Raw genomic sequence first — 16,693 nt, forward strand, 5'->3', positions numbered from 1 at the left:
AGTGGTGGTGCCGAAACGGTCCGGGCGGGCGGGGCCGGCCGCCCGGACCGTGGTTCAGGGGGTGGTGCCGTAGACCGTCCGGCCGTCGAGGTGGACGGTGATCTTCGGCGCATCCGCGAAGGAGGTGTTCGTACCGCGGCTGTAGTCGTCGGCCTCGCTGAAGTTCGACCAGTCGCTCTTGTTGAACCGCAGTTGCGCCTCGCCGCTCGAAGCCCCGGGGGCGAGGCTGCCCGCGGTGGCGGCGAAGCCCACCTCCAGGTAGTGGTCGGCGCCGGCCTTCGGGCTGCTCATCGCGGCGACCCGGTGCGTGAGCGTCCCGCAGCCGAGCACTGCCCAGTCGCACCAGGTGCTGTACGTCGTGGCGCCGGACCCGCTGCTGAAGTAGTAGCGGACGGTCACCTTGGAGAGATCGACGGCCGAGTCGCCGGTGTTGACCAGCTGCAGCCCGGGCTTGATCGAGTTGTCGCCGGCGGACTGGTCGTTGTTCTTGTACTGGACCTTCAGGGCGCCGCCGCCCGTGCCCGCAGGCTGCGTCGTCGCGCTCACCGGGGCGGACCGCGCCGAGACGTTCCCGGCGGCGTCGCGGGCCTGCACCGTGTAGGCGTACGCGGTGGAGGCGGCGAGCCCGCTGTCGGTGAAGGACGTACCGGAGGCCGTACCCACCTTCGTGCCGCCCCGGTAGACGTCGTACCCGGTGACGCCCGTGTCGTCGGTGGCGGCGTTCCACGCCAGGGAGACGGAGGCCGAGGTGGTGCCGGTCACCCGCAGCCCCGACGGCACGCTCGGGGCCTGGGTGTCGACCGCGCCGGTGTCGCCGAGGGCCTTGCGGATCGCGTCCATGACGACGGGCTTGGGCTGCAGGTTCCCGTCCCACGGGAGGGCGGAGCCCTCGCCGTCGAAGACGCCGGGGATCCAGGAGTACTTGTCGGTGTAGTCCCAGAGTGTGATCCCGACGCACCGGGTGACGGCCAGGCAGGCCTCCGTGACCCGGCGGTAGTAGTCGGCCTGGGTGGCCTCCTTCGCCGAGTCCTTCGGCAACTGCATCCGCACGTCGAGCTCGGTGACGGCCACGTCGAGGCCGAGGTCGGCGAAGCGCTGGATGTTCTGCCGCATCTGGTTCGGGAATCCGTACTGGATCGCCAGATGCGCCTGTAGCCCGACGCCGTCGAGCGGCACGCCTGCCGCCTTCAGATCGCGGGCGAGGGCGTAGAGGGCGTCGCTCTTCGCGCCGAGCCCCTCGACGTTGTAGTCGTTGATGTACAGCTTGGCGTCGGGGTCGGCGGCCCGGGCGGCGCGCAGGGCGTGGGCGATGAAATCCTTGCCCATGGCGTTGTGGAACGGGGAGTTGCGGAAGCTGCCGTCCTCGTTGAAGGGCTCGTTGACGACGTCCCAGGCGGACACCTTGCCGCGGTAGTGGCCGGCGACATTGGCGATGTGGTTCTCCATGGCGGGGCGCACCTGCGAGACGGGCAGCTGCCCCACCCAGCCGGGTAACTGGCTGTGCCAGACCAGGGTGTGGCCGCGAACGCTCTGACCGTGCGCCTGGGAGAAGTCCACGACCTGGTCGCCGCCCGAGAAGCTGAACTGCCCCTGGGTGCGCTCGGTGCTGTCCCACTTCATGGAGTTGCCGGGGGTGATCGGCCCGAACTGGGAACCCAGGATCTGGGAGTACGGGGCGTCGGACAGTTCCCCGTTGTCGGTCGCCGAGCCGAAGTACCTGCCCTTGGCGTCGGCGAGCTGATGCAGCGTCGGCGGCTCGGCCGCGGACGCCGGCGAAGGCGTGAGCCCGATCGCGGCCGCCGCGAGGGCGAGGGTGGCGATCAGGGCGGCGATGCTCCGAGACGCCCGTCTTCGGGCGGGGGTTATGGGCGCCAGCGTCATGCTGGTTCCTCTCTCCGAATGCGGGAGGGGGGGTGCTCGGGTGTCACCGAAGCCCTGCGACCGGGGTCCCACCGGTCACGGCGCTCCGTCTCCTCCCCGCGGCTCTGGTGGGAGATGGTGCAAGCCTTGAAGTCGTGGGAGCGCTCCCAAAGTGCTGTAGCGGGGTGCACCTGTCAAGAGTTGGGTCGAAACTTGCGTATGAACTGGCGAAACTGCCGACAGCTCGGGCCTGGCGGATATTGGCCCTCCGCCAACATGTGAGGCCGGTGGGCCATGCCTCCCGTCATGTACTGAAATCGACGGACGATGGCGGACGGTCGACGTCCTGACGCCCGCGTCCCTCGGGGGATCCACCCTCGGGGGAGGCGGGCACAATGGACCGGTGACTGAGGACGAAAGCGCGGACGAGGCCATGGCCGTCATCAAGGACGTCGATCACGGCACCGCCAAGCTGATGCCGGACGTGGACCGGCCCCGCGCCTGGCTGCTCACGGTCGACGGAGCGCCTCAGTCGTACGTCGACCTGGACACGCCCACTCACCTGGAGTTCGAGTACGCGCAGCGACTCGCGCACGTCCTGGACACGGCCGACGACCAGGACCGCCCCCTGGACGTGATCCACCTCGGCGGCGGCGCGCTCACCCTGCCCCGCTATGTCGCCGCCACCCGGCCGGGCTCGCGGCAGGACGTGGTGGAGGCGGACCGGGGGCTGCTCGAACTGGTCACGGAGCGGCTGCCGTTGCCCGCGGAATCCGGGATCACGGTCCACGGCGCGGACGCCAGGCAGTGGCTGGAGGCAGCGGCGCCCGACAGCACCGACGTCCTCGTGGCCGATGTGTTCGGCGGCTCGCGGGTGCCGGCCCACCTGACATCGGTGGCCTACGCGCGCGCCGCGGACCGGGTGCTGCGCGCGGGCGGCCTCTATGCGGCGAACCTCGCCGACGGGGCGCCGTTCACCTTCCTCCGCTCCCAACTCGCCACCTTCGCCGAGGTGTTCGGGGAGGTCGCGCTGATCGCCGAGCCGAACGTGCTGCGAGGCCGCCGCTTCGGCAACGCGGTGCTCGTCGCCTCCCACGACCCCATCGACATCGAGGCACTGTCCCGCCGGACGGCAGCCGACATCTTCCCTGCACGCGTCGAGTACGGGGCGGCGCTGCGTCGGTTCATGGGTGACGCGAAGCCGGTGCGGGACGAGGACGCGGTGGCGTCACCTGAGCCGCCTGATGGGGCTTTCAGCGTCGGTTGAGGGGCCGGTTGAGGGCGTAACCGCCCGGCACATGTCGGGTACGGGACCGTGGACGGTGCGTCTGTTCATGGGTGGTGCGAAGCCGGTGCGGGACGAAGGTGCGGTCGTGTCACCTGAGCCGCCTGATGGGGCTTTCAGCGTCGGTTGAGGGGCCGGTTGAGGGCGTAACCGCCCGGCACATGTCGGGTACGGGACTGTGGACGGTGCGTCTGTTCATGGGTGGTGCGAAGCCGGTGCGGGACGAGGATGCGGTGGCGTCACCTGAGCCGCCTGATGGGGCTTTCAGCGTCGGTTGAGGGGTCGGTCGCGTCACCCGAGCCGCCCGACGGGGCCTTCAGCGGCAGCTGAGGTGACCGCGGGGTCGAGCGATGGGCCGCCGCTGGTGGGAGCGGGTACCTTGGCGATCTCCTTCGACGGCGTGCGCCGCGTCAGGTTGCGTACGTCCGGCACGAAGAGGACCAGTGCCGTCACCACGACCACCAGCGCCGCGCAGCCCCACAGCGACGCCGAACGTCCGAAGGCGAGCTCCGCCGGGCCCGCGAGTGCCGTGGCGAGCGGGACCATCGCGATCGAGCCGAACCAGTCGTACGCGGAGACACGCGACAGCTTCTCCTCGGGGATCTCCTGATGCATCGCCGTCATCCAGGAGACGCCGAACACCTCGATCGCGATGCCGCTCACGAACATCACCGCCGCGAGCCCCCACACAGGCAAAGGCACCGCGAGCGCAGCCGAAGGCGCCGCCAGTGGGAAGACGCAGAGGGTGCCCGCGAGCAGCAGGCGCCGCGGCTTCCACCGCATCATCAGGAACGCGCCGCCGACCGTGCCCGCGCCGAAAGCGCCGAGCGCGAGACCCCAGGGCCCGGCGCCGCCCAGCTCGTCGCGGGCCACCAGCGGTCCGAACACCGCCTCGGCCGCGCCGACCACCGCCACCACCACGGAGAACTGCGCGACGATCGCCCACAGCCACGGCCGCCCGGTGAACTCCCGCCAGCCCTCCCGCAGATCGGAGAGCAGCCCGCCGCCGGGTGCCCGCTTCGGTATGTGACTCACGTCGAGGAACGACCGCAGCGCTCCGGCCACCGCGAACGCCGCCGCGTCCACCGCCAGCACCCAGCCGGGCCCCATCGCAGCGACCATCAGACCGCCGAGCGCCGCGCCGCCGAGCCCCGCGCCCTGCATCGCCATGCGGTAAAGGGCGAAGGCGCGGCTCGCCTGTTCGCCGCTGACGGTCGACATCAGCATGCCTTCGGCGGCCGGGCCGAAGAACGCCTGGCCGGTGCCGCCGAGCGCGGTGAGCAGCATCATCGACCAGAGCGGGGGCGCGCCGGAGATGACGAGCACCGCGAAGACCGCCTGCGAAAGGCAGTTGAGGGCGTTGGCCGCGACCATCACATGGTGGCGCGGCAGCCGGTCGGCGACGGCGCCGCCTATGAGCAGGAACAGCACGAGCGGCAGCGTGCGCGCCGCCGCCACCAGACCCACGTCACCGCCGTCACCGCCCGAGTCGAGCACGGCGAACGCCGCCGCGATCAGGGCGCCGTGGCTGCCCAGATTGGTCACGATCGCGGCGGCGGTCAGCAGGCTGTAGTTGCGCCCGGCCCAGGAGGGGCGGCGCACGGCGGCGGGTTTGATCACCAGGGGACTATCGCCGCCGGAACACCGACTTGCCAAACCGATTCCGCACGGGTCCGGAACCCCGGTCATGCACCGCCACGACGGCTCAGCGGCTCAGCGGATCAGGACTCCTCGGCGTCCCCGTTCAGGCGCACCGTGCTCAGGATCTTCTTCACCGTCGCGTCGGGGATCTCGTCCTTCACGCCCTTGGCGCCGTACAGCGACCAGGCGACGTACTCACCCTCGGAGTTCTTGAAGGCGAACGTCGTGGCCTTGCCGTCCGAGTCGCACTTGTCGTTCTTGGCGACACCGGAGGTCGTGGAGGTCGCGACGCTGCCCTTGATGCCCGACGCGGTCGTGAACGACTCCACCTTGCCGACCTTGATCTTCTTCTTGTCGGCCTTCTTCTGGTCCGTGTAGCCGCCGAAGACCCACCACGCGGAGTCGTTGCGCGCGACGTCCTTGGTGTTCTTCGCGCCGTTCTGACCCTTGGTGCCGACCGCGCCGAGGGCGGTGTCGTCCTTGTTGCCGTCCTTGTCGTCGTCGGAGGAGCACCACTTGGACTTGTAGTACGCGGGCGCGGACATGCCGATGAGCGCGCTGCCGTCACCCTTCTCGCTGTCCTCGAAGCCGATGAAGGTGTCGGGGGTCTGCACCTCCCAGTCGGCCGGGACGTCGAAGGCGGTGCCCCACTTGGGGTTCACGACGACCTGCCAGCCCTTGACCGTCGGCTTCGGGCCGTTGCCCGTGCCGCGCTCGTCCTCGCCGCCGCCGGTCGCAGGGTCCGGCTTCTTGGAGGCGGTCTTGGCGGGGGACTTGGACGGCTTCGCGTCCGCCTCGTCGTCCTTGTCGCCGCCGAGCACCAGGAAGCCGGTGACTCCGGCGGCCACCACGACCGCCGTCGCCGCGACGATGGCGACCAGCTTGGTCCTGCCGCCGTTGCCGCCGCCCCCGTCACCGCCGGCCTTGGGCGTCACGCCCATCGGCGCGGTCGGAGCGCTCCACTGCCCCTGCTGCTGTCCCGGCTGCCCCGGCCCCGGCTGCTGATAGGGGTTGGGCTGCTGGTATCCCGGCTGCTGGTACGGGTTCGGCTGCTGGTACCCCGGCTGCTGGTACGGGTTGGGATTCTGGTCCTGCGGGTTCTGCTCGCCCCCGGGCGGCTGCTGTCCTGGCCACATGGCGGGAAACGATACGGGGTGTTGGAGCGGACACGTCACGGACGCCCCCGGGCGACGGGGCGACGGGGCGCCGAAGGGCCGGTTGCTCAGGGCTTCGGCCGGGCGCGGTACTCGCGGACCGTGCTGAGTATCTTCCTGACCGTCGCCTCCGGCACTTCCTCATCCACGCCCTTGGCGCCGAAGAACGACCATGAGACCAACTTCCCCTCGGAGTCCTTGAAGCCGAAGGTGGTCGCCTTGCCGTCTGTCCGGCACTTGTCGTCGTCATCGACTCCGGAGACCGAGGAGGTGGCAACGCTGCCCTTGATGCCGGACCTGGTCGTGTACGGCTCCACCGCGCTGGTCCTGATGTTCTTCCGGTCGGGCTGGGAGTACTGGCCGTACACCCACGTCGCCGAGTCCTTCGCGGCGATCTGTTCGGTGCTCTTCGCGCCACGGTTGCCTCTGCTTCCGGCCTCCGCGAGCGGCGTGTAGTCCTTGATGCCGTCCCGGTCGGGATCGCTCGCGCACCACCGCTGCTTGAGCGCGGCGGGTGCCACCATCCCGATCAGGATGCTGTCCTCGTCGTCGGCCTCCCCGACGGCGTCCACCCAGTCGCGCGCCTTGAGCTCCCACTCAGGGGGTACGTCGAAGGCGATCCGGCGCTCGGCGTTCGTGACCGTCTTCCAACCCGGAACGGTCGGCTTCGGCCCGCCGTCGACACCGCGTGAGTCGGCTTCCTCGGAACCGGCCGGGCTCGGAGAGGCGGACGGGGACCGCGTCGGGTCCGGCTTCGCGCTGTCGTCCTTGTCGCCGCCGAGGAGGAGAAAGCCCGTGACGCCGGCGGCCACCACGACCGCGGCCGCGGCGACGATGGCGATGACCTTGGTCCGGTTGCCGCCGCCCCCTCCGTTGCCGCCGGTCTGCGGCGCCTGGGGTGTGCCGCCCGGAACGGTGGGCGCGTTCCAGGGCGCCGGTTGCTGATAGCCAGGCTGCTGGTGCTGCTGGTATCCCGGCTGCTGGTACGGATTCGGCTGCTGGTTCGGCCCGCCCCCGGGCTGCTGCTCTCCTGGCCACATGCGCAGCAACGATAGGTGACCGTGATCCAACCCCGGCAGGCTCCTGGCCAAAGAACGCTACTGGTGGGTAACCTCCTGGCCATGAGCACTGACCAGATGTCGATAGGCGAGATGCTCGCCGCCACCGTGCCGATGGCCCGGACCCTGAACCTCGAGTTCCGCGAGACCACGCCCGAGAAGGCCGTGGTCGCTCTGCCCGACCAGGGTGAGTACCACAACCACGTCGGCGGGCCGCACGCCGGAGCGATGTTCACGCTGGGGGAGTCGGCGAGCGGCGCCATCGTGCTCGCCGCGTTCGGCGAGCAGCTCTCGCGGGCTGTGCCCCTCGCCGTCCGCGCCGACATCGCGTACAAGAAGCTCGCCATGGGGCCGGTGACCGCCACCGCGACGCTCGGCCGCCCGGCCGCCGAGGTCGTCGCCGAACTGGACGCGGGGCAGCGGCCCGAGTTCCCCGTCGCGATCGCGATCCAGCGCGAGGACGGCGCCGTGACCGGCGAGATGACGGTCGTCTGGACGCTGCGCCCCAATAACTGAGTCGCGTACGGGCGTTCGCTTCCGTACGTTCATTGAACACAGCGGCGTCGCACCGGCCGGGCCACGGGGGTCCCGACCGGCGCGGCGCCGTTTCTCATGACCTCATCGCGCCGTTTCGGGCGGCCTTCTGTTCAACTCATTGACACGAGTCACCGTCGGTCATAGTTTTCCCGCCGCCAGTGGTTCGACGTCATCCAGGGGAGTCGCCATGAGCCGCATGAGCCGCATGAGAAGAACGGGACGAAGCGTGTCCGCCTTCGTCGTCATGGCCGCCGCCGCGGCCCTGCTCACCCCGCACCCCGCGCAGGCCGCCCCCGGCAAAGGCGCGCTTGTCCGTACGGACGCGGGCTGGCTGCGCGGCGAATCCACCGCCGAGGGGCGGCAGTTCCTCGGCATCCCGTACGCGCAGCAGCCCGTCGGCGACCTCCGCTGGAAGGAGCCACGTCCCGCCAAGCCCTGGCAGGGCGTGCGCGGCGCGACCTCCTTCGGCAACCGCTGCGTACAGAACGCCAGTTGGGATCCCGGCTACGAGAACCCCAGCCACACGGAGGACTGCCTAGACCTCAACGTCTACGCACCCAAGGGGCAGCACAAGCCCCGGCCCGTCATGGTCTGGCTGCACGGTGGCGGGCTCACCGCGGGCGCGGGGGAGGACATCGTGCCCGACGCCTTCGCCCGGCGCACCGGCACGGTGGTCGTGACCGTCAACTACCGCCTCGGCGCCATGGGTTTCCTCGCGGACAAGGGCCTCGACGGTGAGGCCTCCGACCGCGTTTCGGGCAACTACGGCATGCTCGACCAGCAGGCCGCGCTGCGCTGGGTGCGCGCCAACATCGGGTCGTTCGGCGGCGACCGGCAGCGCGTCACCATCGCGGGCGAGTCGGCGGGCGGCCGCTCCGTCTGCACCCAGCTCGCCTCGCCCACCGCCAAGGGCCTCTACCGCGCGGGCATCGTGCAGAGCGGCGCCTACGGGGACTGCGCGGCCCGGGAGCGCGACGAGGCGCTCACGCAGGGCGCGGCCTTCGCGAAGAAGGCGGGCTGCGCCGACCCGGCGACCGCCCTCGCCTGTCTGCGGAAGAAACCCGCCAAGGAGATCCTCGCGGCGCAGGCCGGGTTCGACTGGGGCCCGGTGGCCGGCGGTGACTTCCTGCCGGTGCAGCCGGAGGAGGCGTACGAGAACGGGAGCGCCGCCCGCGTGCCCGTCCTGAACGGCGCGAACAGCGACGAAGGGACGCTCTTCGCCTACGGGCAGTTCGACGGACAGGGCAAGCCGCTGACCGAGGAGCAGTACCCGGGCGCGCTCACCCGGACGTACGGCGCCGAGCTGGGCGCCAAGGTTCTCGCGCGCTATCCGGCGTCCGGGCACGCCTCGCCGACGCACGCGTACGCGGCCTCCCTCGGCGACCGGATGTTCGCCTGCACGGCGCTGCGCATGGACAGGTCGCTCGCGGGCCGTGGTCCCGTCTACGCCTACGAGTTCGCCGACCGCACCTCTCCGCCCTTCGCCTCGATCCGCGAGGCGGGCAAGACGTTCGACTTCGGGGCGACCCACGTCAACGAAGTGCAGTACCTCTTCAAGCACTTCGGGCTCGCGTCGCCGCTCAACGCGGAGCAGAAGGTGCTGGCCCGGCAGATGGTCCAGTACTGGGGCTCCTTCATCCACGGCGGTGCGCCGCGCGCCGATGGCCAGCCCACTGCGCCCGACCAGCGGACGCAGGCAGGCCAGGTGCTCTCGCTGCGGACCGCGTCCGCCGGAGGGAACGAGCTGAGCGGCGCTGTGGCCCGTGAGCACCGGTGTGACCTGTGGGACTCCGCCCCGGCCGACGCCGGGTGAGCGGGTAGGCTGCCCGGCGTGCGCGATCTTGGGGGGAACGCGCACGCCGGGTACACGCACATCAGCACAGGAGGAACCGGCGTTGCACGTCCAGGAATGGCTGGAGACCGTACCGGCCGTCAGTATCTACGCGCTGGTGGGCGTGGTCATCGGTCTGGAGAGCCTGGGCATCCCGCTGCCGGGTGAGATCGTCCTCGTCTCCGCCGCGCTGCTCTCCTCGCAGCACGGCGAGCTCAACCCCGTCATCCTGGGGATCTGCGCCACCGCGGGCGCCATCATCGGCGACTCCATCGGGTACGCGATCGGACGCAAGGGCGGCCGGCCACTCCTCGCCTGGCTCGAACGGAAATTCCCCAAGCACTTCAGCGCCGCGAACGTCGGAAGCGCCGAGCAGTCGTTCCAGAAGTGGGGCATGTGGGCGGTCTTCTTCGGCCGCTTCGTCGCCCTGCTCCGGATCTTCGCCGGCCCCCTCGCGGGCGTCCTTCGCATGCCGTACTGGAAGTTCCTGATCGCCAATGTCCTGGGCGGCATCGTCTGGGCGGGCGGCACCACCGCCGTCATCTACTACATCGGTGTCGTCGCCGAGGACTGGCTCAAGCGGTTCTCGTACTTCGGCCTCGCCATCGCCGTCCTGATCGGCGTCGGCTCCATGCTGCTCGTCAAGCGCCGCGCCAAGAAGGCAGCGGCGGCGCGCGAAACCGAGAAGGCCGTGGCGCCGGCGGCCGAGCCGGTCCCCGTCCCGGCCGCCGACTGACGTCACTTGGCGTGGGCGTCCCGGTGGGCCTTGGCCAGCTCCACGTACATCGTGCCGTTGAGGGTGATGCCCGCGCGCTCCTCGTCCGTGAGCGGGCGGCGCACCTTGGCGGGCACGCCCGCGACGAGTGAGCCGGGCGGCACGATCATCCCCTGCGGCACGAGCGCCTGCGCCGCGACCAGCGAACCGGCGCCGATCACCGCGCCGTTGAGGACCGTCGCGCCCATGCCGATGAGGCAGTCGTCCTCGACGGTGCAGCCGTGCAGGACGGCGTTGTGGCCGACCGAGACCCGCTCGCCGATGGACATCGGAAAGCCCAGGTCGACGTGGAGGCTGCAGTTGTCCTGGATGTTGCTGTCGGCGCCGACGACGATCGGTCCGCCGTCCGCGCGGAGCACCGCCCCGTACCAGGCGCTCGCACCGGCATTCAGCGTCACCTCGCCGATGAGCACCGAGGTGGGCGCGGTGAAGGCGTCCTGATCGATCTTCGGGTCCTTGCCGCCGATCCCGGTGATGAGTGCCTCGTGGCTCATCGGATTTCTCCATTCGTACGTGTCTCGCGCCTGGCGGAACCGTACGGGACGGGGGCGGGCCCGCCGCCCTGTGGGGTGAAGATCACAGGGGTACGGGCTCACCGGGGCGGCCGGGGCTGAGTAACGTGAGCGCGTGCCGAAGAACAGGAACACGTTCTCATCCGGGGTCGCCGACTGGCGGCGCCGCGCGACCCAGCGCGCCGTCCACGCGGGCTGGGCCTGGGTGCAGCGGACGGGGGCCGTCACCGCGCAGCGGCCGGGGCGGCTGCGGTTCGGCGCGATAGGACAGGGCACGAAGCTGTCCTTCCCGCAGGGGACCGTCTTCGGTGAGCCGTGGATCCGCATCGGCGACCACTGCATCATCGGCGAGCAGGTCACCCTCACCGCCGGGATGATGCCCGACCTGGACCTCGGGCCCGACCCGATCCTGCGCATCGGCAACGGCGTCGTGCTCGGCCGCGGCAGCCATGTCATCGCCGACACCACGGTGACCATCGGCGACGACTGCTACTTCGGGCCCACGGTGTACGTGACGTCCACGAACCACTCCTACGACGATCCGCACACGCCCATCGGCAAGCAGTGGCCGCGCATGGAGCCCGTCGAGATCGGGCCCGGCTGCTGGATCGGCACGAACGCGGTGATCCTGCCGGGGGCGAGGCTTGGCCGCAATGTCGTGGTCGCCGCGGGCGCGGTCGTGCGGGGCTCCGTGCCCGACCACTCCGTGGTGGCCGGGGCGCCTGCCCGCGTGGTGCGGATGTGGGACCCGGAGGCGGGGTGGCAGCCGCCGTTGCGGACGCCTGCGCCTGTGCCTATTCCTGACGGGGTTACGCCGGAACAGTTGCTTGCTCTGGGGGAGTTGGAGGGGTAGTCGCGGGTTTCTTCGGCTGCGGGTGCGTCGGGGTTGCTCGCGCAGTTCCCCGCGCCCCTGACGGGGCGCCCCCTGGGGCTGATTGCTCAGCTGGCCAGCAGTACCGTGCCCACCAAGGCCAGGCCCGCCCCCGCCGCCTGCACTCCGCGCAGCCGTTCCTTCAGCACCGCCCGTGCGGCCAGCGCCGTGATCACCGGGTAGGTCGAGGAGAGTACGGCGGCCAGCGTGACCGGGCCGTTCTGGGCGGCGATCGAGTACGTGCCGTTGGCCGCGACGTCGGCCAGGCCGACGAAGGCGAGTGCCGGGAGCGCCGCCCAGAGCAGCCGCATGCCCGTGCCCTCCGGCAGCGCGACTCCGCCACGCTTCACGGAGACGAACAGCGCGGCGCCGCCCGCGGCCACATTCGTCACGCGCTGCACGAACAGGGCGAGGAACAGCCCGGTCAGGTTGCTCGACGCCTCGGAGATCAGGGCGAGGACCGCGCCGAAGCCGAAGGCCGCGAGGAGAGTGAGCAGTACCGCCTGCCGCTGCACGGGGGCGCCGCGCAGCTCGGGGCCGCCCGCGAGCACGATCCCCACGATGGCGACGGTGAGCCCGGCGAACTGCGGGACCCCCGGCCGCTCGCCCATGAAGAGCCCCACCGCCACCGGCACGACGACGCCCACGGAGGCGAGCGGGGAGACCACGCTCATCGGGCCGATGGCCAGGGCCTTGTAGAAGGCGAGCATCGCCACCGGGCCGAGCAGGCCGGCCGCCACGGCGAACCACAGCTGCGGGCCCCACTCCGTCCAGCCGCCCGTGGCGACCACGATCACGCCGAGGACGATCACGGCGATGGTCTGCGAGGCGACGACTACGGTGAGCGCGGGGATGCGTCGCGTCAGCAGTCCGCCGCCGAAGTCGGCCAACCCGTACATCAGGCTGGTGGCCAGAGCGAACAGTGCTGTCATCGAACATCCTCGCAGTACAGTGTGGTGAACCCTTAGGTGCACCACACCGTAGTTCACTATCTTGAACTCTGTCATCCAAAATAATGGACGGAATGTGTCGGACCTCGATCAGCTCACCCAGTCCCTCGCCCGCAACCTCAAGCGCTGGCGCTCGGAACGGGGCTTCACGCTCGACGCGCTCGCCGCCCGCGCGGGCGTGAGCCGCGGCATGATCATCCAGATCGAGCAGGCAAGGACCAACCCCAGCGTCGGCATAACGGTCAAGCTGGCCGACGCCCTCGGAGTCAGCATCACCACGCTCCTCGACTACGAACAGGGCTCCCACGTCCGGCTCGTACCGCCGGAGCAGGCGGTGCGGATGTGGTCCACGGAGGCGGGCAGCAGTACGACGCTTCTTGTCGGGACCGAGGCGCGCGGCCCCTTCGAACTGTGGGCGTGGAAGCTGATGCCCGGCGAAGGAAGCGACTCGGACGCGCACCCACCGGGGACCATGGAGCTGCTGCACGTGGCCGCGGGCGAGCTGACGCTCCTCGTGGACGGCGTGGAGCATCTCGTGCCCGCCGGGTCGGCCGCGTCGTTCGAGGCGAACGTGGAGCACGGCTATCACAACAAGGGTGCCGAGCCGGTCGAGATGACCATGTCGGTGTCGGTGCCCCCGGCGCACGCCTCGTCGTACTGACTCCCACTGACTCGCACCGCGCCTGTTAGCGTGCCGCCATGCGTGCACCCATGGGGAATTTCGACGACGTCCGTCCCGCGCCCGAGGCCCTCGATCTCCTGGTCGCGCCCGTCGCCGACGCCGTGCGCGGTTGGAGCGGGACCGTCCCCGCCGAGCAGCTCCTCCACGTCGACACCGACCCGCGGTGGGCCGACACCGCCACCTTCGTGGAGCATTACGGCCAGGACATCCTGGAGCGTTCCGCGAACTGCGTCGTCGTCGCGGGCAAGCGCGGCGGCGAGACCTCGCTCGCCGCGTGCCTGGTCCTCTCCACGACCCGCGTCGACGTGAACGGCGTCGTGCGCCGCCAACTCGGCGCCCGCAAGGCGTCGTTCGCGCCGATGGACACGGCGACCGGCGAGACCGGCATGGAGTACGGCGGCGTCACCCCGATCGGCCTGCCCGCCGGCTGGCCGCTGCTCGTGGACGCCGCCGTCGTCGACCTGCCGCACGTCCTGGTCGGCAGCGGCAGCCGCCGGGGCAAGCTCATCGTGCCCGGCAAGGCCTTCGCCGAGCTGCCGAACGCGGTCGTACTCGAAGGGCTCGGCGTCGCCTGACGCGGGCGGGGTTCACGCGCCGCTCACCGGCGGACTCACCCGCAGACGCCCGACTCGCGCAGCCGGGCGATGGTCTGCCGGTCGCGCCCCAGCTCCCCGAGGATCCGCTCGGTGTGCTCGCCCGCGGCCGGCACCGGATCCATGCGCGGGGCGACCCCGCTCAGATCCGCGGGCGGCACCAGCGCCTGAACAGGGCCCTGGCTGCCCGGAATTGCCACCTCCCGCCAGCGGTCGCGTTCGATGAGCGCCGGGTGGTCGAGGAACTCGGCGACCGAATTGACGCCCGCGTTGGCGATGTTGGCGCGGTCGAGCAGCTCCATCGCCTCGTCGCTGCCGAGTTCGGCGAAGCGCGCGGAGATGATCGCGTCGAGTTCGTCGCGGTGCGCGACACGGTCGGAACCGGTGGCGAACCGTGGATCGTCGGTCAACTCGGGCCGCCCGACGACCTGTTCGCACAGAGCGGCCCACTCGCGTTCGTTCTGCACGGACAGCAGGACGTCCTTGCCGTCGGACGCGGTGAACGGGCCGTAGGGCGCGACCGTAGCGTGCCGGGCGCCGACGCGCGGCGGCTGCGTGCCGCCGTAGCGCGTGTAGTACGCGGGCTGGCTCATCCACTCGGCGAGCGCGTCGAAGAGGGAGACCTCGACCGCTGGGGCGCGCCCCTTGGTCACCCGGGTGAAGAGCGCGGAGAGGATGCCGCTGTAGGCGTACATCCCGCCCGCGATGTCCGCGACCGAGATCCCCGCCCGCACCGCCTCGTCGGGCGTACCGGTCAGCGAGAGCAGCCCGGTCTGGCACTGCACGAGCAGGTCGTACGCCTTCCGCTCGGACCAGGAGCCGCTGGTGCCGTACCCGCTGACGGTGCAGGGGATCAACGAGGGGTAGCGGGCCTGGAGTTCGTCCGCCCCGAGGCCGAGGCGGTCGGCGGCGCCGGGAGCCAGGTTCTGCACGAACACGTCGGCGCCCGCGAGGAGTTCGTGCAGGATCTCCCTGCCCTCATCGGACTTGAGATCCAGGGTGAGGGACTCCTTGGAGCGGTTGAGCCAGACGAAGTAGCTGGCCTGTCCGTGCACCGTGGTGTCGTAGCGGCGGGCGAAGTCACCGCCGCCGGGGCGCTCGACCTTGATCACGCGGGCGCCGAGGTCGGCCAGCTGGCGGGTGGCGAACGGAGCGGCGACGGCCTGCTCCAGGCTGACGACGGTGATGCCCTCCAGGGGGAGGTGACCTGCCGGTTCGTGGTGCGTCGTCGCCATGACTGCCTTTCGTTCGCGGGTGCTGCCTGAGTCTGTCGCGGGTGTTACCTGAGTCTGTTGCGGGTGCTGCTGCCTGAGTCTGTACGGTCACACAGGGCGCCTCCTCAGTCGCCCCCGCCCACGACCGACTTGGACACGAGCCGTCCGTCGGCGAAGCAGAGGCGGTAGCCGTCGCCGGACATGAAGCGCGTGCTGTAGTACGCGCAGTCCTGGCCGCGCGGCGTCGCGGGCGCGCCGTCCGGCGGGCCGTCCCTGGTGAACCTCGGCAGCCGGGACTCCACTTCGTCGCGCGGCTCCCCGGCCGTCAGGCCGTCGTACACCTCGCGGTCGAGGACCGAGAAGACGGAGCTGATCAGGCTGAGGGGGATCATGAGGAGCAGGATTGCGGCGAGGACCGCGAGCGGGGCGAGGACCGCCTGGACGAGCCGCCTTCTGATCTGCCGCCTGGCCAGGTCCAGTTCGCGTGCCGAGGCGGTCGGCCGGGGCGGTTCGACCGCGCGCGGGGCGGCCCCCGCCGCGGGCAGCTCGGCGGTCGCCTCGAAGCCGCCGTCGTCCGTGGGGCCCGCGCGCAGCGTGCCCCCGGCCAGGCGCACCCGCTCGTCGAGGCCGACGAGTCCGCTGCCGCCCGACGCCACCCCGGGCAGGCGCCCCGCCGGGGCAGGGCCGTTCACCACGGTCAGGCGCAGCATGTCGCCGTCCCGCGCGAGGCGGACCCGGACCGCGGCGCCGGGCGCGTGCTTGGCGGCGTTCGTCAGGGACTCCTGGACCACGCGGTGGACGGCGAGGGCCACCATGGGCGGCAAGTCGTCCGTGGCCCCCGAGCGTTCGAGGGTGACCTCGACCCCGGAGGACCGCGCACGCTCGACCACGGTGTCCGTGCTCTCCTCGGACGGCGCTCTCGGCGGCACTTCGTCGTCGGCCCGCAGCACGCCGATGATCTCCCGCAGCCGTTCGGTCGCCGCCCCCGCCGCCTCGCGCAGTTCGCCGACGGCGGCCTGCTGGCGGGCGTCGAGGGTGGGGTCGACTTCGAGGACGCCCGCCTGGACCGCGATGAGCGTCAGGTCGTGGCCGAGCGAGTCGTGCATGTCGCCCGCGATCCTGGCCCGTTCGCGGATACGGGTGCGGTCGGCGACGGCCTGCTGCTCGTGCTCCATGCGCTCCGCGAGCCGCCAGCCTGTGGCCATCAGGTCGGCGTACTGACGGCGGAAGCGGCCGAGCAGCCAGGGCAGCACCACGCCGATCAGGAGCGTCAGGAGCATCGTGAGCCAGCTCCACAGGTCGCTCGCCACGACCGCGCACAGCACGAGCCCGGCCACGGCTACCGCCCCGAAGAACCACAGCGCCGGACGCACCGCGACCGTTCGGCTCCCGGCGAGGTACCCGAAGATCGCCAGTGCCGCCCAGTAGGCGGGCGTGAGCATCTCCGGGTCCGTCAGCAGACTCAGCGCGACCGGCACGGCGAGCGCGACGAGCGGCCACCGCCTGCTGAACGCGACGGCGCCCCCGAGCAGCGGGACACCCACGGCCGCCACGACCGCGTCGCGTCCGTCGAGACCGAGGGCGGCCGAGACCGGTGGCGCGCACACCACGAGCCACAGCCCGATGTCGAAGAGCCGGGTGAGCCAGCCGTTTGCGCCGCGCATCCGCCAAGCATCGCCGATCACCCACGGCTCGCGCCCCTGACGAAGGTGGGGGATCGCCGATCGCCC

The 16,693-nt window shown here is 71.2% G+C and carries 15 protein-coding genes; 7 read left to right on the forward strand and 8 right to left on the reverse strand.

Translation table 11 applies throughout. The annotated features are described in order from the left end of the window. Nucleotides 1–54: 54 nt before the first annotated feature. A complete protein-coding gene (locus ACWGI2_RS21060; RefSeq protein ID WP_453696857.1) occupies nt 55–1,881 on the reverse strand; it encodes an endo-1,4-beta-xylanase in 1,827 nt (608 codons plus the stop codon). Between the two features lie 412 nt (nt 1,882–2,293). On the opposite strand from ACWGI2_RS21060, the gene ACWGI2_RS21065 reads away from it, so the two are divergent. Beyond that, the gene (locus tag ACWGI2_RS21065) at nt 2,294–3,127 is read left to right on the forward strand and encodes a spermidine synthase (RefSeq protein ID WP_453697685.1); all 834 of its coding nucleotides are present in this window, start codon (nt 2,294–2,296) and stop codon (nt 3,125–3,127) included. A gap of 309 nt (nt 3,128–3,436) precedes the next feature. Here ACWGI2_RS21065 and ACWGI2_RS21070 read toward each other — a convergent pair whose 3' ends face one another. The 3 genes from ACWGI2_RS21070 to ACWGI2_RS21080 all read right to left on the reverse strand — a co-directional run bounded on the left by ACWGI2_RS21070 (nt 3,437) and on the right by ACWGI2_RS21080 (nt 6,980). Next, complete coding sequence (locus ACWGI2_RS21070; protein ID WP_453697687.1) at nt 3,437–4,768, reverse strand: MFS transporter; 1,332 nt, start codon at nt 4,766–4,768, stop codon at nt 3,437–3,439. 98 nt (nt 4,769–4,866) lie between these two features. Continuing rightward, nucleotides 4,867–5,922: a hypothetical protein gene (locus ACWGI2_RS21075; RefSeq protein ID WP_453696859.1), complete on the reverse strand. Its 1,056-nt coding sequence runs from the start codon at nt 5,920–5,922 to the stop codon at nt 4,867–4,869. Between the two features lie 86 nt (nt 5,923–6,008). Continuing rightward, nucleotides 6,009–6,980: a hypothetical protein gene (locus tag ACWGI2_RS21080; RefSeq protein ID WP_453696861.1), complete on the reverse strand. Its 972-nt coding sequence runs from the start codon at nt 6,978–6,980 to the stop codon at nt 6,009–6,011. A 96-nt stretch (nt 6,981–7,076) separates the two neighbouring features. Here ACWGI2_RS21080 and ACWGI2_RS21085 point away from each other — a divergent pair, with 96 nt between their 5' ends. The 3 genes from ACWGI2_RS21085 (at nt 7,077) to ACWGI2_RS21095 (ending at nt 10,102) form a co-directional block, all read left to right on the forward strand. Further along, nucleotides 7,077–7,514 carry a DUF4442 domain-containing protein gene (locus tag ACWGI2_RS21085; protein ID WP_453400043.1) on the forward strand — a complete coding sequence of 146 codons (438 nt, stop codon included), beginning with the start codon at nt 7,077–7,079 and terminating at the stop codon, nt 7,512–7,514. A gap of 247 nt (nt 7,515–7,761) precedes the next feature. Then, on the forward strand, nt 7,762–9,348 hold the full coding sequence (locus tag ACWGI2_RS21090; protein ID WP_453696863.1) for a carboxylesterase/lipase family protein: 1,587 nt from the start codon (nt 7,762–7,764) through the stop codon (nt 9,346–9,348). Between the two features lie 82 nt (nt 9,349–9,430). Next, nucleotides 9,431–10,102 (forward strand): DedA family protein, encoded by a 672-nt coding sequence (locus tag ACWGI2_RS21095; protein ID WP_453399966.1) that lies wholly within the window; start codon nt 9,431–9,433, stop codon nt 10,100–10,102. A 2-nt stretch (nt 10,103–10,104) separates the two neighbouring features. On the opposite strand, the gene ACWGI2_RS21100 is transcribed toward ACWGI2_RS21095, so the two are convergent. Continuing rightward, on the reverse strand, nt 10,105–10,635 hold the full coding sequence (locus ACWGI2_RS21100) for a gamma carbonic anhydrase family protein (protein ID WP_453696865.1): 531 nt from the start codon (nt 10,633–10,635) through the stop codon (nt 10,105–10,107). Nucleotides 10,636–10,768: 133 nt separating this feature from the next. Between ACWGI2_RS21100 and ACWGI2_RS21105 the strand changes: the two genes are divergently transcribed. Further along, on the forward strand, nt 10,769–11,506 hold the full coding sequence (locus ACWGI2_RS21105; protein WP_453696867.1) for an acyltransferase: 738 nt from the start codon (nt 10,769–10,771) through the stop codon (nt 11,504–11,506). An 86-nt stretch (nt 11,507–11,592) separates the two neighbouring features. Here ACWGI2_RS21105 and ACWGI2_RS21110 read toward each other — a convergent pair whose 3' ends face one another. Then, the gene (locus tag ACWGI2_RS21110; protein ID WP_453696868.1) at nt 11,593–12,456 is read right to left on the reverse strand and encodes an EamA family transporter; all 864 of its coding nucleotides are present in this window, start codon (nt 12,454–12,456) and stop codon (nt 11,593–11,595) included. Between the two features lie 94 nt (nt 12,457–12,550). Here ACWGI2_RS21110 and ACWGI2_RS21115 point away from each other — a divergent pair, with 94 nt between their 5' ends. Both ACWGI2_RS21115 and ACWGI2_RS21120 read left to right on the forward strand, forming a co-directional pair. Further along, the gene (locus tag ACWGI2_RS21115) at nt 12,551–13,135 is read left to right on the forward strand and encodes an XRE family transcriptional regulator (RefSeq protein ID WP_453399962.1); all 585 of its coding nucleotides are present in this window, start codon (nt 12,551–12,553) and stop codon (nt 13,133–13,135) included. A 38-nt stretch (nt 13,136–13,173) separates the two neighbouring features. Next, nucleotides 13,174–13,731 (forward strand): YbaK/EbsC family protein, encoded by a 558-nt coding sequence (locus ACWGI2_RS21120; protein ID WP_453696870.1) that lies wholly within the window; start codon nt 13,174–13,176, stop codon nt 13,729–13,731. 35 nt (nt 13,732–13,766) lie between these two features. Here the strand turns inward: ACWGI2_RS21120 and ACWGI2_RS21125 are convergent, their stop codons facing one another. Both ACWGI2_RS21125 and ACWGI2_RS21130 read right to left on the reverse strand, forming a co-directional pair. Further along, nucleotides 13,767–14,984 (reverse strand): CaiB/BaiF CoA transferase family protein, encoded by a 1,218-nt coding sequence (locus tag ACWGI2_RS21125; RefSeq protein WP_453696871.1) that lies wholly within the window; start codon nt 14,982–14,984, stop codon nt 13,767–13,769. Between the two features lie 104 nt (nt 14,985–15,088). Next, entirely contained in the window at nt 15,089–16,627 is a 1,539-nt protein-coding gene (locus ACWGI2_RS21130) for a sensor histidine kinase (RefSeq protein ID WP_453696873.1), read from the reverse strand. Nucleotides 16,628–16,693: the final 66 nt, after the last annotated feature.

Source organism: Streptomyces sp. NPDC054866 (assembly GCF_053610745.1).

Excerpts from the sequence above, each read along its gene's own strand:
- ACWGI2_RS21060 (WP_453696857.1), bottom strand. The coding sequence starts at position 1,881 with ATGACGCTGGCGCCCATAACCCCCGCCCGAAGACGGGCGTCTCGGAGC.
- ACWGI2_RS21065 (WP_453697685.1), top strand. The coding sequence starts at position 2,294 with ATGGCCGTCATCAAGGACGTCGATCACGGCACCGCCAAGCTGATGCCG.
- ACWGI2_RS21075 (WP_453696859.1), bottom strand. The coding sequence starts at position 5,922 with ATGTGGCCAGGACAGCAGCCGCCCGGGGGCGAGCAGAACCCGCAGGAC.
- ACWGI2_RS21080 (WP_453696861.1), bottom strand. The coding sequence starts at position 6,980 with ATGTGGCCAGGAGAGCAGCAGCCCGGGGGCGGGCCGAACCAGCAGCCG.
- ACWGI2_RS21085 (WP_453400043.1), top strand. The coding sequence starts at position 7,077 with ATGTCGATAGGCGAGATGCTCGCCGCCACCGTGCCGATGGCCCGGACC.
- ACWGI2_RS21100 (WP_453696865.1), bottom strand. The coding sequence starts at position 10,635 with ATGAGCCACGAGGCACTCATCACCGGGATCGGCGGCAAGGACCCGAAG.
- ACWGI2_RS21110 (WP_453696868.1), bottom strand. The coding sequence starts at position 12,456 with ATGACAGCACTGTTCGCTCTGGCCACCAGCCTGATGTACGGGTTGGCC.
- ACWGI2_RS21120 (WP_453696870.1), top strand. The coding sequence starts at position 13,174 with ATGCGTGCACCCATGGGGAATTTCGACGACGTCCGTCCCGCGCCCGAG.
- ACWGI2_RS21125 (WP_453696871.1), bottom strand. The coding sequence starts at position 14,984 with ATGGCGACGACGCACCACGAACCGGCAGGTCACCTCCCCCTGGAGGGC.
- ACWGI2_RS21130 (WP_453696873.1), bottom strand. The coding sequence starts at position 16,627 with ATGCGCGGCGCAAACGGCTGGCTCACCCGGCTCTTCGACATCGGGCTG.